Source organism: Citrobacter sp. Cpo091, assembly GCF_030332645.1.
Classification (GTDB): domain Bacteria; phylum Pseudomonadota; class Gammaproteobacteria; order Enterobacterales; family Enterobacteriaceae; genus Citrobacter; species Citrobacter portucalensis.
On sequence record NZ_JAOWHL010000041.1, the window covers coordinates 52,939 to 67,937 of the forward strand.

Below are 14,999 nucleotides of genomic sequence, written 5' to 3' on the forward strand. Positions count from 1 at the left end.
GTTTCGGCAATGTGAATTGCCGTTTATTTACATTTATGTAACGTACTAAAAGTTAATCCCTATTTCAAATTAAAAGTCAATAGGTTGAAATAACTCCAGGAATTTGCTGATATTCCATTTTTGGTGATTTTGCTATGATTCGCATTTACTGGGCTGTACTTAAAGATGCTCAAGTTCGACTCCACACTTGCCGATAGCCAACCACAGAATCACGAATATTGAACAGGGTGCGACTGACCACGCCTGACAGACTAAGTAAGATGGGGAAAGCATGAGCACCATTCTGATTTTTTTAGCTGCTTTGCTGGCCTGCTCATTGCTTGCAGGATGGCTACTCAAATCAAAATCCAGGCAGAAAAATTTACCCTTGAGCAGCGTCTTCTCAGACGCCTCGAAACGTAAACTCACACCTGAAGAACGCAGCGCAGTCGAAAACTATCTCGAAAGCCTTAGTCAAATTCAGCAAGTACCCGGTCCCACAGGAGCCAGTGCTGCACCGGTCTCATTAACGTTGAATGCCCAAAGTAATAGCGTCATCGTGCTTACTCGTTCGATTACACGTTACGGCATTACCACCGACGATCCTAACAAATGGCGCTACTATCTTGATTCCGTTGAGGTACATCTTCCCCCTTTCTGGGAACAATACATCAACGACGAAAACAGCGTTGAGATAATCCACACCAATACGATACCGCTGGTTATCTCGTTGAACGGCCATACGCTGCAGGAATATATGCAGGAAGCGCGAGGTTATGCGTTACAGCACACCGCTTCTACCCAGGCGTCCATTCGTGGTGAAGAAAGTGAGCAGATTGAACTGCTGAATATTCGCCAGGAAACCCATGAAGAATATGCGCTCAGCCGCCCTTCGGGATTGCGCGAGGCGTTACTGATAACCGCCTCATTCCTGCTGTTCTTTTTCTGTTTGGTTATCCCGAATACGTTTGTTCCGTGGGCAGTTGGTGGCGCGGTGTTGCTGTTAGCTGCGGGTCTGTGGGGATTGTTCGCCCCGCCGTCCAAAAGCGCCCTGCGGGAAATTCATTGTCTGCGCGGTACGCCACGTCGCTGGGGGTTATTTGGCGAAAACGACCAGGAACAAATTAATAATATCTCGCTGGGTATTATTGATCTGATCTACCCACCTCACTGGCAACCTTACATCGCCCAAGACCTTGGCCAGCAAACGGATATCGATATTTATCTCGATCGCCACGTTGCCCGCCAGGGGCGTTTTTTATCTCTGCACGATGAAGTGAAAAACTTCCCGTTACAGCACTGGCTGCGCAACGCCGTCATCGCAGGCGGCTCGTTGCTGGTACTGCTGATGCTGCTGTTTTGGATCCCGCTGGATATGCCGATAAAGGTCACGCTCTCCTGGATGAAGGGCGCGCAAACTATCGAAGCTACCAGCGTTAAACAGCTCGAAAACGCGGGCGTTCGCGTGGGTGACACGCTGCACCTGAGTGGTACGGGTATGTGTAACATTCATACCCAAGGAAGCTGGAATGCGCAGCCTGCCACGCCGTTTATGCCTTTCGATTGCTCGCAAATTATCTGGAATGACGCGCGCGCATTGCCGCTGCCTGAGTCTGACCTGGTGAACAAGGCTACCGCGCTCACACAGGCCGTGAGCCGTCAGCTGCATCCCAAACCTGACGATGACTCTCGCGTCAGCGCATCGCTACGCTCAGCAATCCAAAAGTCCGGCATGGTATTACTGGACGATTTTGGTGAGATTGTCCTGAAAACGGCCGATCTGTGTGCTGCCAAAGATGAATGTGTGCGCTTAAAAAATGCGCTGGTTAACCTCGGTAACAGTAAAGACTGGGCCGCGCTGGTGAAACGGGCAAACGCAGGCAAACTGGATGGCGTGAACGTGCTGCTGCGTCCGGTAAGCGCAGAGTCACTGGATAATCTGGTAAATACCTCTACGGCACCGTTTATTTCACGCGAGACTGCACGAGCAGCCCAGGCGCTGAATAGCCCTGCCCCTGGCGGTTTCCTGATTATCAGCGATGAAGGCAGCGATCTGGTCGATCAGCCGTGGCCGACGACCTCGCTATATGACTATCCACCTCAGGAACAGTGGAACGCCTTCCAGCGCCTGGCACAGATGCTAATGCAGACGCCGTTTCGCGCGGAGGGGATCGTCACCAATATTTCGACTGACGCCAATGGCACCCAGCACATTGGACTGCACCGTATCCCGGACCGCTCAGGTTTATGGCGCTACCTTGGCACGACGCTGCTGATGTTCTCCATGCTCGGATGCGCTATCTACAACAGCATACAGGCATTCAGACGCTACCAGCGTCACCGCACCCGCATCGCGGAAATTCAGAGCTACTATGAAAGTTGCCTCAATCCAACACTGATTGACAACCCGGAAAGCCTGATTCGATAACACGCTCGCGCGACAGGATATGCTACCCTGTCGCGCATCATGTTTTCTTCTGGGGAGTTTCCATGCAGATCAATATTGCCTGGCAGGATGTCGACACCGTGTTGTTAGATATGGACGGCACGCTGCTCGACCTGGCATTCGATAACTATTTCTGGCAAAAACTGGTGCCGGAAACCTATGGCGCGAAGCAGGGTATCTCTCCTCAGGAAGCTCAGGACTATATTCGTCAGCAGTATCATGCCGTGCAGCATACGCTAAACTGGTATTGCCTTGATTACTGGAGCGAGTGCCTGGATCTGGATATTTGCGCCATGACCACGGAACAGGGACCGCGCGCCGTTTTGCGCGAAGATACCGTACCGTTTCTTGATGCCTTAAAAGCCAGCGGCAAGCGCCGCATTTTGCTCACCAACGCGCATCCGCATAATCTGGCGGTGAAGCTTGAGCATACCGGTCTGGCCTCACACCTTGATTTATTACTTTCCACCCACACATTTGGTTATCCCAAAGAGGATCAGCGGTTATGGCACGCTGTGGCTGAAGAAACGGGAATGAGTGCAGAGAAGACGTTGTTTATTGACGACAGCGAACCCATTCTCGACGCCGCTGCTCTGTACGGTATTCGTTACTGCCTCGGCGTGACCAATCCCGACTCCGGCATCGCCGAAAAACAGTACGCACGCCATCCGTCACTGAATGACTACCGCCGACTGATCCCCTCACTGATGTGAAGGAGACGCCATGAAAGAAAAGCCCTCTGCTGAAGTTAGGCTGGATAAATGGCTGTGGGCTGCACGCTTTTACAAAACGCGTGCGCTAGCCCGCGAAATGGTTGAAGGCGGTAAGGTGCACTACAACGGCCAGCGCAGTAAGCCAAGCAAGATTGTCGAGCTGAACGCCACCCTCACCCTTCGCCAGGGAAATGACGAACGAACAGTCATTATCAAGGCCATTACCGAGCAGCGTCGCCCGGCAACGGAAGCCGTTACGCTGTATGAAGAAACCGCGGAAAGCGTGGAAAAACGCGAAAAAATGGCGCTGGCGCGTAAACTTAACGCGTTAACCATGCCGCACCCGGACAGACGACCGGACAAGAAAGAGCGCCGCGACCTGTTACGATTTAAACACGGCGACAGCGAGTGACTGTCACCTGCAAGAGAGATGATTATGCCGCAACATGACCAATTACATCGTTATCTGTTTGAAAACTTTGCCGTGCGCGGCGAGCTGGTGACCGTATCGGAAACCCTGCAACAGATCCTCGAAAATCATACTTACCCGCAACCGGTCAAAAACGTACTGGCTGAGCTGCTGGTTGCCACCAGCCTGCTCACCGCCACGCTGAAATTTGCCGGTGATATCACTGTGCAGTTGCAGGGTGATGGTCCGCTGAGCCTGGCCGTCATCAACGGCAACAACAATCAGCAGATGCGCGGTGTGGCCCGCATGCAGGGTGATATTCCTGAAGATGCCGATCTGAAAACGCTGGTGGGCAACGGTTACCTGGTGATCACCATTACCCCGGAAGAAGGCGAGCGTTATCAAGGCGTGGTCGGTCTGGAAGGTGACACGCTGGCAGCGTGTCTGGAAGATTACTTCATGCGTTCTGAACAGCTGCCGACACGCCTGTTCATCCGCACTGGCGACGTTGATGGCAAACCCGCTGCTGGCGGAATGCTGCTGCAGGTAATGCCGGCGCAAAACGCGCAGGCAGATGATTTCGATCACCTGACAGCCCTGACCGAAACCATCAAAGCCGAAGAGCTGCTGACGCTGCCGGCCAACGAAGTGCTGTGGCGCCTGTACCACGAAGAAGAGGTTACTCTCTACGATCCGCAGGACGTTGAGTTCAAATGCACCTGTTCACGCGAACGCTGCGCAGGCGCACTGAAAACGTTGCCGGACGAAGAAGTGGACAGCATTCTGGCGGAAGAAGGCGAGATCGATATGCACTGCGATTACTGCGGTAGCCACTATCTGTTTAACGCCATGGATATTGCTGAGATCCGCAGCAATGCCTCCCCTGCCGATCCACAGGTTCATTAATCACTGTCTTGCCTGATGGCACGGCGCTTATCAGGCCTACGGAAAATCTGTCGTAGGCCTGATAAGACGTTCGCGCTGCCATCCGGCAAAAACGATGTCGGCAACACACTCATTCGGTGTAATAAGTCATCGGCAGTCTTTTGCCATCAATAGTGATATCCCGCCAGATTCTTGGGGCTGAGCCCAGTTGCTGATTCGCTACCGCCTGCAGCAATTTATCCTTAGTGAATCCGTCAGGTAGCGTGGCAACAGCTAACAAATCCCATTTGTTTTTTTGCATGCCGAAGATCAGACTCTCCCCATCGCCAAAGGCATATAACACCTGCTCAGGATGACCATCCGCATTGAGGTCCTGACTCACCAGTACGCACGCATTCTGCTCAGCACAAGAGGTGATGCGATACCCCTGTGTTTTGACAAACGCCCAGAACGCATCGTCTGGCTTCTGGCTCCCCGGAGCAATCACAACCTTCGATACTAACTGTGTTGCGCTTAGCTCTTTAACCGGATCCCGGCGCCCTTGCAGCAGAGAATTCAAGTCGCGTCTGCGTTTACTGTCTTGATTAAACGCCACATCTTTTTGTAATGCTTCCAACGCTGCGCGCCCCGGTTTTCCGCTGTGATCCAACATATACAGGCTGACTTGATTCGGTTTAATTTTCCCGCTGTGATACAGCCCCATATGGCTGTTAACGCTGATGCGCCAGGCATCAATAACCGGCGATGACAGCAGAACCAACAGCCCCAATGCCAGCAACGAAACGCCAAGAATGACCGGCCCCTGAAGCTCAAGCGGATTGCGCCCGCGGCGCAAAATGCTGGCCAGATAGCCAAACGACCATACCAGCAGTACCACGACCACCAGCACGCCATAAACACGCTCAGGCGTCCAACCGTACTGCTGTATTCGCACCCACAGTGACCAACCGGCAATCAGCATATAGATGGGCGCGACAATCAGAGAGCATTTGATCAGGTAGCGTAACGCGCCTGGATAGGGTAACGCCTCTTTTTGCGGTTCACGCACGATAGCCATCAACAGCAACAGGAGCAGCGTCAGCGTTGACATCAACCCGGCCGCAGACACACGTTGCGAAATAGCCTCCAGCCCGGTGAAGGGTAAGGTCAGTATGAACATCAGCGCCAACAGCGCGACCAGAGGTAACAGACCGGTGGCGATAAACGTCAGTAATTTTTGTACCGCCGTGACCAGACGCGACTGTGTTCGGGCCAGTACCACTGCCAGTGCGGTAATCAGACCAAAGGCCACATAGCCAAACCAGTCGGTATCAAAGAAGAGCGTGCTGAAGAAGGGAATACCGACCAGCTTAAACATCTCGCTCCATAGCAGGAGCACCAGCCAGAACAAACCGTTGGCGACAAAGACAATCAGCAACGTCAACGCATTAAGCCACAATTGCCGATAAAAATGCGGGTAACGCGCCTGCTCACGAGAGACATGAAGCGAGTACTGAATCCAGGGCAAAGCAAGCATTGCCATCAGCAGTAAGCGCCAACCGTAGAACATAAAAACTTCATGTTGCCGCCACTTATCACTGTCCTCGACTTGCCACTTTAGCCAGACGCTCATCGCCAGCACCACAACAAAGATCAGCGCCATCCAGTACCACAGCGCGCGTTGTTTGAAAGAAACAACAGTAAGCAAAAGTGTCGAGGTGATCGCAATCGTCGCAGGCATGCCATAGAACAGCCAGCCGTCATTATGGGGCGCCAGATATGTCATCAGCAGATAGCATAATGTCCCCTGCAACAGGCCGATGAATATCATGCCCCAACGCGTCGTACGTGAAATTTCAGCACTATCCATGTCAGTATCCAGAATGAAGGGAAAAGCTAATTATCGCATCAACTTCACAATTTTGAGCATTGATAGAGCGATTTCAGACCACGACGACGGGAAGTGAATCGATATTGTTTATGTATATCCCACATTCATTTCTTACGTGAATGCGATTACACTCACAAGATTCCCGCCAAAAACACTCTCCATTAACGTTTTAAGAACATTTTCCACAACAAAAAAGGGTTTCCTGCCATAATATCTGCCTCTTTGTGACAGGAGTCGCAGCGCATTCGGTCGCCCGTGATTTTCCCGGATGCGTAAATCTATGAGCCTTGTCGCGGTTAACAATCCCTAAAAAACCTTACTATTCCAGGTAATACATATTGGCTAAGGAGCAGTGAAATGCGTGTGAACAACAGTTTAACCCCGCAAGATCTCAAGGCTTATGGTATCAATGACGTTCAGGATATCGTTTACAATCCAGACTACGACACGCTTTTCCAGGAAGAACTTGATCCAAACCTGGAAGGTTATGAACGTGGTGTGTTAACGAATCTGGGCGCCGTTGCCGTTGATACCGGTATCTTTACCGGACGTTCGCCAAAGGATAAGTACATTGTCCGTGACGACACCACGCGCGACACGCTGTGGTGGTCCGACAAAGGTAAAGGTAAGAACGACAACAAACCGCTCTCCCCGGAAACCTGGCAGCATCTGAAAGGATTAGTCACCCAGCAACTTTCCGGCAAGCGCCTGTTTATCATTGATGCTTTCTGCGGCGCTAACGCCGATACCCGTCTTTCCGTGCGCTTCATTACCGAAGTTGCCTGGCAGGCGCATTTTGTCAAAAACATGTTCATCCGCCCAAGCGACGAAGAGCTGGTTGATTTCAAACCTGATTTCATCGTGATGAACGGCGCTAAATGCACCAACCCGCAGTGGAAAGAGCAGGGGCTGAACTCCGAAAACTTCGTGGCTTTCAACCTGACTGAGCGTATCCAGTTGATTGGCGGTACCTGGTACGGCGGCGAAATGAAGAAAGGTATGTTCTCCGTAATGAACTACCTGCTGCCGCTGAAAGGCATTGCCTCCATGCACTGCTCGGCAAACGTTGGGGAAAAAGGCGATGTGGCAGTCTTCTTTGGCCTGTCCGGCACCGGTAAAACCACGCTGTCCACCGACCCGAAACGTCGCCTGATTGGCGATGACGAACACGGCTGGGATGACGACGGCGTGTTTAACTTCGAAGGCGGTTGCTATGCGAAGACCATCAAACTGTCTAAAGATGCTGAGCCGGAAATCTACAACGCGATCCGTCGTGACGCGCTGCTGGAAAACGTCACCGTGCGCGAAGATGGTTCCATCGATTTCGATGATGGTTCAAAAACTGAGAACACCCGCGTTTCCTACCCGATTTATCACATCGATAATATCGTTAAGCCGGTGTCAAAAGCGGGTCATGCTACCAAAGTGATCTTCCTGACTGCCGACGCATTTGGCGTGCTGCCGCCGGTTTCTCGCCTGACGGCAGACCAAACGCAGTACCACTTCCTGTCTGGCTTCACCGCCAAACTGGCCGGTACCGAACGCGGCGTCACCGAACCGACCCCAACCTTCTCTGCCTGCTTCGGTGCAGCATTCCTGTCTCTGCACCCAACGCAGTACGCAGAAGTGCTGGTGAAACGTATGCAGGCGGCAGGTGCACAGGCGTATCTGGTTAACACAGGCTGGAACGGTACCGGCAAGCGTATCTCTATCAAAGATACCCGTGCGATTATCGACGCCATCCTGAACGGTTCGCTGGATGACGCGGAAACTTTCCGTCTGCCGATGTTTGACCTGGCTATCCCGACCGAGTTGCCGGGCGTGGACACTCGCATTCTCGATCCGCGGAATACCTACGCGTCTCCGGAGCAGTGGCAGGAAAAAGCCAATGCGCTGGCGAAGCTGTTTATCGAGAACTTCGAGAAATATACCGATACCCCTGCAGGTGAAGCGCTGGTTAGCGCCGGACCGAAGCTGTAATTTTTGATTCGTTATATAGCCCCTTATCCGAGAGGATAAGGGGTTTTTTATTATGTCTATCTTTTAAAATGTACTCCGTACACCTATAATCTGTACTATCAATCCCATGCGCAGGACGCGCTATGTTCACATTTATTGAGCTACAAGGATTTAGTAAACGCCGTCCGTTACTTTTGCCTGACGATGAGTTTCGCGCCTTTCAAGAGACGCTTATAGAGAACCCTGAGGCTGGAGATACTATCGCTGGTACAGGTGGATTCAGAAAAATTCGCTGGAGCCGCTCTGGTATGGGCAAACGCAGCGGTATTAGGGTTATTTATTACAACGTGACGCGCAAAGGTCGAATCTATCTCGCTTTGCTCTATCCTAAAAATGAACAGGATGATTTAACCGAAGAGCAAAAAAGAGTTTTAATGCACTTATCCAATATGCTGATTTAATCATGGGAATTTTAATCATCAGGACACCGCTATCCGGTGTGGTGAGGCCAAAATGAAAGACGAATTATTTGCCGATTTGCTGGCCAGTGCAGAAGAAATGGTGCGTATAGAGAAAGGTGAAGAAACACCTAAGCCTGAACATGTACATACCTTTAGCGAAATTGATGTTAAAGCCATCCGCGAAGCAACAGGGTTACGCCAACAGGATTTTGCCATCGCCGTTGGCGTGAGTTATGACCTGGTTAAAAGCTGGGAAACGAAACGACGCCAGCCCACAGGAGCACCCAGAAAACTGCTTTTATTAATTCAAAGAAATCCTTTTATAATTAATCAATTAAAAGCAATTTAAGTCCGTTATTTTACGGCCTATCCCGCAAACAAAAAGGGAGGCATTTTGCCTCCCTTTGTTATGCGTCTTTCGTGTTGCCCGGCGCGCGAGTGAAGGGAACCGGAAGCCATGCACGAATCGACAACCCACCGCGTTCACTGGTACCAATCTCCAGCATACCGTTATGGTTATCAATAATACGCTGCACAATCGCCAGTCCCAGGCCCGTACCGCTGGTACTGCGCGCGCTGTCACCGCGGACAAACGGCTGGAACAGGTGCTTACGCTGCTCCGGCTTGATGCCCGGACCATCATCTTCTACCTGGAACCAGGCGCGATGCTGCTCCATTCCGCTACTAACCTTAATCCAGCCGTTGCCGTAGCGGGCGGCGTTAACCACCATATTGGCAACCGCACGCTTGATCGACAGCGGGTGCATCTTCACCTGAATGCTGCCCGGCAGCAGCGCAGTTTCGATTTCACGTTCGTAGCCGCTTTCTGCCGCCACCACTTCACCCAGCACCGAGTTCAGATCTGCCATCTCCATTGGCATCTCCTGACCGGTACGCAGGTAATCGATGAACTGCTCGATGATGGCGTTACACTCTTCGATGTCCTTATTGATGGACTCCGCAAGATAACCGTCCTCTTCGCCCATCATTTCCGTCGCCAGACGAATACGCGTCAGCGGGGTACGTAAATCGTGGCTCACGCCCGCCATTAACAGCGTACGGTCATCGGCCAGCTGCTTCACGCCCGCGGCCATATGGTTAAAGGCTCGGGTTACGGAGCGCACCTCTGAAGCGCCATACTCACGCAACGGCGGCGGAATGATACCTTTCCCCACCTGCAGCGCCGCATGTTCAAGATCCACCAATGGCCGGTTCTGGATACGGATAAACAGCCACGCCCCACCGATAGCCAGCAGCATAATCGCTAGCGTATAGCGGAACAGCGGCGAGAAGTCACCCTGATGAATTTCTGTAAGCGGCACGCGTACCCAGATATTGGGCGACAGCCAGGTTTTCAGCCACACGACCGGCGAGCTTTTGTTGACCTCAACGCGGACTTCCGTTGGGCCACCCAGCTGCTGCGCCATCTGATGGCTTAAGAATTCATAGTGTTGTGCCCAACGCAGTCCGGCCTCTTCAGCAGCCTCGTTGGAATAGAGGGAAATACCCAGCTCACGATAAATTTCCCGGCGGAATGCGGGCGGCACCACCAGTTGCGTACCGTCCTCCAGTTGCAGTTTATCGGTCATCAGCATACGAACTTCGTACGCCAGGACCTTATTAAACTGCTGGAGGCTCGGCAGAATCGCGAAGTTCAGCACTACCAGGTATGTCGTCACCAGGCTGGCAAACAGCAAGGTGACGATGAGCAACAACGTGCGGGCAAACGAACTTCGTGGTGAGAAGCGCATTCGCCTCATGCTTTAGAACCGTCCGGAACAAAGACGTAGCCCAAACCCCATACGGTCTGAATGTAGCGTGGATGAGCCGGATCTTCTTCCACCATGCGGCGCAGACGGGAGATCTGGACGTCGATAGAACGTTCCATCGCGGAATATTCACGACCACGGGCGAGGTTCATCAGCTTGTCGCGGGACAGCGGCTCGCGCGGGTGGCTTACCAGCGCTTTCAGTACCGCAAATTCCCCGCTGGTGAGCGGCATCGGCTCATCTTCGCGGAACATTTCACGCGTACCGAGGTTCAGTTTGAACTTACCAAAAGCGATAACCGCTTCTTCCTGAGAAGGTGCGCCCGGCAGTTCATTCGCCTGACGACGCAGGACTGCGCGAATACGTGCCAGCAGCTCACGCGGGTTAAACGGTTTCGGGATGTAATCGTCGGCACCGATTTCCAGCCCTACGATACGGTCAACTTCTTCACCCTTCGCTGTGACCATAATGATCGGCATCGGGTTGCTCTGGCTGCGCAGGCGACGGCAAATAGACAGGCCATCTTCTCCCGGCAGCATTAAATCCAGCACCATCAGGTGAAAGGACTCACGGGTCAGCAGACGATCCATCTGCTCAGCGTTTGCGACGCTTCGAACCTGGAAGCCCTGCTCGGTCAGATAACGCTCCAGAAGCGCACGCAAGCGCATGTCGTCATCGACCACCAGAATCTTATAGTTCTCTTGCATTGTTATTACTCCCAAAGGTTCGCAACAATTAAGTGTATATTCTTAAGAAAGCTAACGTGAGTCACCAGCGAATTCTGGTATGAATTCCAGGCTAAATTGTTACAAAGCATATTAAACAGCAGCTTAAGTATACAATGTTTCTCGCAATACATTATTTATTCTGTTGATATGCTCACGTAATACTAATTGTGCGCATCATCACAGAGTCGAAGGTAAAACAATAAGATGAAAACGCCCCTGATAACCCGTGAAGGGTATGAAAAACTTAAACAAGAGCTGAATTATCTCTGGCGTGAAGAGCGCCCGGAAGTCACCAAAAAAGTTACCTGGGCCGCAAGTCTGGGTGACCGCAGCGAAAATGCCGACTACCAGTATAATAAAAAGCGCCTGCGTGAGATCGACCGCCGCGTCCGTTATTTGACCAAGTGCATGGAGAATCTAAAAATCGTCGATTACTCCCCGCAGCAGGAAGGCAAAGTCTTCTTTGGCGCATGGGTTGAGATTGAAAATGACGATGGCGACATCCGCAAATTCCGTATTGTTGGCTACGATGAGATCTTCGGTCGTAAGGATTACATCTCAATCGACTCACCAATGGCGCGGGCGCTATTGAAAAAAGAGGTCGGCGATCTCGCAGTAGTAAACACCCCAGGTGGCGAAGCCAGCTGGTACGTGAATGAGATTGAATACGTGAAGTGAGACCGGAACAATCCGAAGCCCCGGCAGATGGCTGGCATTTTTGCCAGTCAATCCGTATAACTATCCCCTGATTTTTTATCCTATAGACGAAGCTATCCATGATGAATGATTCTTTCTGCCGCATTATCGCAGGTGAAATTCAGGCTCGTGCTGAACAGGTAGAAGCTGCCGTTCGCCTGCTTGACGAAGGGAACACCGTGCCGTTTATCGCACGATATCGTAAGGAAATCACCGGCGGTCTGGACGATACGCAACTGCGTAATCTGGAAACCCGTCTGGGATATCTGCGTGAACTGGAAGACCGCCGTCAGGCAATCCTGAAATCTATCGGCGAGCAAGGCAAACTGACCGACGATCTGGCGAAAGCGATCAACGGCACGTTAAGTAAGACCGAACTCGAAGACCTCTATCTGCCGTACAAACCTAAGCGCCGCACCCGTGGGCAGATCGCCATTGAGGCCGGACTGGAGCCGCTGGCAGACCTGTTGTGGAACGAACCGTCTCACGACCCGGAAACGGAAGCCGCAAAATATCTCAACGCCGAAAACGGCGTGGCGGATACCAAAGCCGCCCTCGACGGCGCGCGCTACATTCTAATGGAGCGCTTCGCTGAAGACGCTGCTCTGCTGGCGAAAGTACGTGATTATTTGTGGAAAAACGCCCACCTGGTCGCCACCGTGGTAAGCGGTAAAGAAGAGGAAGGCGCTAAGTTCCGCGACTACTTTGATCACCACGAACCGATTTCTACCGTGCCATCCCACCGTGCGCTGGCCATGTTCCGTGGCCGTAACGAAGGCGTGTTGCAACTTTCACTGAATGCCGATCCGCAATTCGATGAGCCACCAAAAGAGAGCCACGGCGAGCAGATTATCCGGGATCACCTGGGACTACGCCTGAACAACGCCCCAGCAGACAGCTGGCGTAAAGGCGTGGTTAGCTGGACGTGGCGCATCAAGGTGCTGATGCACCTCGAAACGGAGCTGATGGGTACCGTGCGCGAACGTGCGGAAGATGAAGCTATCAACGTCTTTGCCCGTAACCTGCATGACCTGCTGATGGCCGCTCCGGCCGGGCTGCGCGCCACCATGGGCCTCGATCCAGGTCTGCGTACCGGTGTAAAAGTGGCAGTGGTTGACGGTACCGGCAAGCTGGTCGCGACCGACACCATTTATCCGCATACCGGTCAGGCCGCCAAAGCCGCCGTTGCCGTTGCGGCGCTGTGTGAAAAACACAACGTTGAACTGGTGGCGATTGGTAACGGTACGGCGTCGCGCGAAACCGAGCGTTTCTTCCTCGACGTGCAAAAGCAGTTCCCGCAAGTGACCGCGCAGAAAGTGATCGTCAGTGAAGCCGGCGCGTCGGTTTACTCCGCATCCGAACTGGCGGCGCTGGAGTTCCCGGACCTCGACGTATCTCTGCGTGGCGCGGTGTCTATCGCCCGTCGTCTGCAGGATCCGCTGGCTGAGCTGGTGAAAATCGATCCGAAATCTATCGGCGTGGGCCAGTATCAGCACGACGTAAGCCAGACTCAGTTGGCGCGTAAGCTGGATGCGGTGGTGGAAGACTGCGTGAACGCCGTCGGCGTCGATCTGAATACCGCCTCCGTACCGCTGCTGACCCGTGTTGCTGGTCTGACGCGCATGATGGCGCAGAATATCGTTGCCTGGCGCGATGAGAACGGTCAATTCCAGAACCGTCAGCAACTGTTAAAAGTCAGCCGTCTTGGGCCTAAAGCCTTTGAACAGTGCGCGGGCTTCCTGCGTATCAACCACGGCGATAACCCGCTGGATGCCTCAACCGTTCACCCGGAAGCTTATCCGGTTGTGGAACGCATTCTGGCCGCCACCGAGCAATCGTTGCGTGACCTGATGGGTAACAGCAGCGAACTGCGTAATCTGAAAGCCGCTGATTTTACCGACGAACGCTTCGGGGTGCCGACCGTCACCGACATCATCAAAGAGCTGGAAAAACCGGGCCGCGATCCGCGTCCTGAATTTAAAACCGCGCAGTTTGCCGATGGTGTAGAAACCATGAACGATCTGCTGCCGGGAATGATTCTGGAAGGGGCAGTCACCAACGTCACCAACTTCGGCGCGTTTGTTGATATCGGCGTTCATCAGGATGGTCTGGTGCATATCTCTTCGCTGTCGAATAAGTTCGTCGAAGATCCGCACACCGTGGTGAAAGCAGGAGACATTGTGAAGGTGAAAGTGCTGGAAGTGGACCTGCAACGTAAGCGTATCGCGCTGACCATGCGTCTGGACGAGCAGCCGGGTGAAACCAATGCGCGTCGCGGCGGCGGGAATAACGATCGCGCTCAGGGTAATCGCCCGGCACCAAAAGCGGCGAAACCGCGTGGCCGTGACGCACAGCCTGCAGGCAACAGCGCGATGATGGATGCGTTGGCGGCGGCGATGGGTAAAAAACGCTAAGTTTAAACCCTGTGCCGGATGGTGGTGTAAACGCCCTGTCCGGCCAGGTTATCGCAATTAATTTGCAGGCCGGATAAGACGCATGAGCGACGCCATCCGGCATATTTAATCCATGCCCCGCTTTGCACCACAATATATTTATCACTTCATTAACAGATGAAACCTTAATTAAACATTAAGATCCCCAATAATTACTTCCGCGAATCACTCGTTTCCAACCAGAATAAATATTGAGGAATATCAAAATTGGCTCAAATTATTATCCAATTGTACATTCCGTCACATTTATTCTATTGATGATAGAAACCATTCTCATTATCATTGATTTGTTGATTATTTACTCTTTCCTTACGTTGGCTAATCATCTGGTCTCATGCCGCCCTGTCGCCCCATGAGGTTATCATCCAGTTAGCGAGATATAAGTAGGTCCCTATGCAATTCACTCCTGACAGTGCGTGGAAAATTACCGGTTTTGCCCGTGAAATCAGCCCGGCTTATCGTCAGAAACTGTTGTCACTTGGCATGCTACCCGGCTCATCCTTCAACGTGGTACGCGTCGCCCCGCTCGGCGATCCTATCCATATCGAAACGCGTCGCGTAAGTCTGGTATTGCGTAAGAAGGATCTGGCGTTATTAGAAGTGGAAGCGGTTTCCTGTTAATACAGTGAGT

At 52.5% G+C, this 14,999-nt stretch carries 13 protein-coding genes; 10 read left to right on the forward strand and 3 right to left on the reverse strand.

Translation table 11 applies throughout. The annotated features are described in order from the left end of the window. The first annotated feature begins 271 nt into the window (after positions 1-271). From igaA to hslO, 4 genes are all read left to right on the forward strand, one after another. Positions 272-2,407, forward strand: coding sequence for an intracellular growth attenuator protein IgaA (igaA, locus tag OGY04_RS22150; RefSeq protein ID WP_032945218.1), 2,136 nt, complete (start codon positions 272-274; stop codon positions 2,405-2,407). A 62-nt stretch (positions 2,408-2,469) separates the two neighbouring features. Then, the gene (yrfG, locus tag OGY04_RS22155) at positions 2,470-3,138 is read left to right on the forward strand and encodes a GMP/IMP nucleotidase (protein WP_016157638.1); all 669 of its coding nucleotides are present in this window, start codon (positions 2,470-2,472) and stop codon (positions 3,136-3,138) included. Positions 3,139-3,148: 10 nt separating this feature from the next. Next, the gene (gene hslR / locus OGY04_RS22160) at positions 3,149-3,550 is read left to right on the forward strand and encodes a ribosome-associated heat shock protein Hsp15 (RefSeq protein ID WP_003837900.1); all 402 of its coding nucleotides are present in this window, start codon (positions 3,149-3,151) and stop codon (positions 3,548-3,550) included. A 24-nt stretch (positions 3,551-3,574) separates the two neighbouring features. Then, positions 3,575-4,453: an Hsp33 family molecular chaperone HslO gene (hslO, locus tag OGY04_RS22165; RefSeq protein WP_003023531.1), complete on the forward strand. Its 879-nt coding sequence runs from the start codon at positions 3,575-3,577 to the stop codon at positions 4,451-4,453. Positions 4,454-4,562: 109 nt separating this feature from the next. Here the strand turns inward: hslO and OGY04_RS22170 are convergent, their stop codons facing one another. Then, complete coding sequence (locus OGY04_RS22170) at positions 4,563-6,281, reverse strand: DUF4153 domain-containing protein (RefSeq protein WP_286586033.1); 1,719 nt, start codon at positions 6,279-6,281, stop codon at positions 4,563-4,565. Between the two features lie 378 nt (positions 6,282-6,659). Here OGY04_RS22170 and pckA point away from each other — a divergent pair, with 378 nt between their 5' ends. From pckA to nadS, 3 genes are all read left to right on the forward strand, one after another. Further along, positions 6,660-8,282, forward strand: a complete 1,623-nt coding sequence (pckA, locus tag OGY04_RS22175) for a phosphoenolpyruvate carboxykinase (ATP) (RefSeq protein ID WP_003023529.1) — start codon at positions 6,660-6,662, stop codon at positions 8,280-8,282. Between the two features lie 122 nt (positions 8,283-8,404). Beyond that, on the forward strand, positions 8,405-8,722 hold the full coding sequence (locus tag OGY04_RS22180; protein ID WP_047408175.1) for a type II toxin-antitoxin system RelE/ParE family toxin: 318 nt from the start codon (positions 8,405-8,407) through the stop codon (positions 8,720-8,722). A gap of 52 nt (positions 8,723-8,774) precedes the next feature. After that, the gene (nadS, locus tag OGY04_RS22185) at positions 8,775-9,071 is read left to right on the forward strand and encodes a NadS family protein (protein WP_048236945.1); all 297 of its coding nucleotides are present in this window, start codon (positions 8,775-8,777) and stop codon (positions 9,069-9,071) included. A 58-nt stretch (positions 9,072-9,129) separates the two neighbouring features. On the opposite strand, the gene envZ is transcribed toward nadS, so the two are convergent. Together envZ and ompR are read right to left on the reverse strand one after the other, a co-directional pair. Further along, positions 9,130-10,482 (reverse strand): two-component system sensor histidine kinase EnvZ, encoded by a 1,353-nt coding sequence (gene envZ / locus OGY04_RS22190; protein WP_003827658.1) that lies wholly within the window; start codon positions 10,480-10,482, stop codon positions 9,130-9,132. Continuing rightward, positions 10,479-11,198 carry an osmolarity response regulator transcription factor OmpR gene (gene ompR / locus OGY04_RS22195; RefSeq protein ID WP_001157751.1) on the reverse strand — a complete coding sequence of 240 codons (720 nt, stop codon included), beginning with the start codon at positions 11,196-11,198 and terminating at the stop codon, positions 10,479-10,481. The genes envZ and ompR overlap by 4 nt, the downstream gene beginning before the upstream one ends. A gap of 225 nt (positions 11,199-11,423) precedes the next feature. On the opposite strand from ompR, the gene greB reads away from it, so the two are divergent. The 3 genes from greB to feoA all read left to right on the forward strand — a co-directional run bounded on the left by greB (position 11,424) and on the right by feoA (position 14,989). Next, entirely contained in the window at positions 11,424-11,897 is a 474-nt protein-coding gene (gene greB / locus OGY04_RS22200; protein ID WP_003023524.1) for a transcription elongation factor GreB, read from the forward strand. A gap of 98 nt (positions 11,898-11,995) precedes the next feature. Beyond that, positions 11,996-14,329 (forward strand): Tex family protein, encoded by a 2,334-nt coding sequence (locus OGY04_RS22205; RefSeq protein WP_008786333.1) that lies wholly within the window; start codon positions 11,996-11,998, stop codon positions 14,327-14,329. Between the two features lie 432 nt (positions 14,330-14,761). Continuing rightward, the gene (gene feoA / locus OGY04_RS22210; RefSeq protein WP_003023519.1) at positions 14,762-14,989 is read left to right on the forward strand and encodes a ferrous iron transporter A; all 228 of its coding nucleotides are present in this window, start codon (positions 14,762-14,764) and stop codon (positions 14,987-14,989) included. The last annotated feature ends 10 nt before the right edge of the window (positions 14,990-14,999 follow it).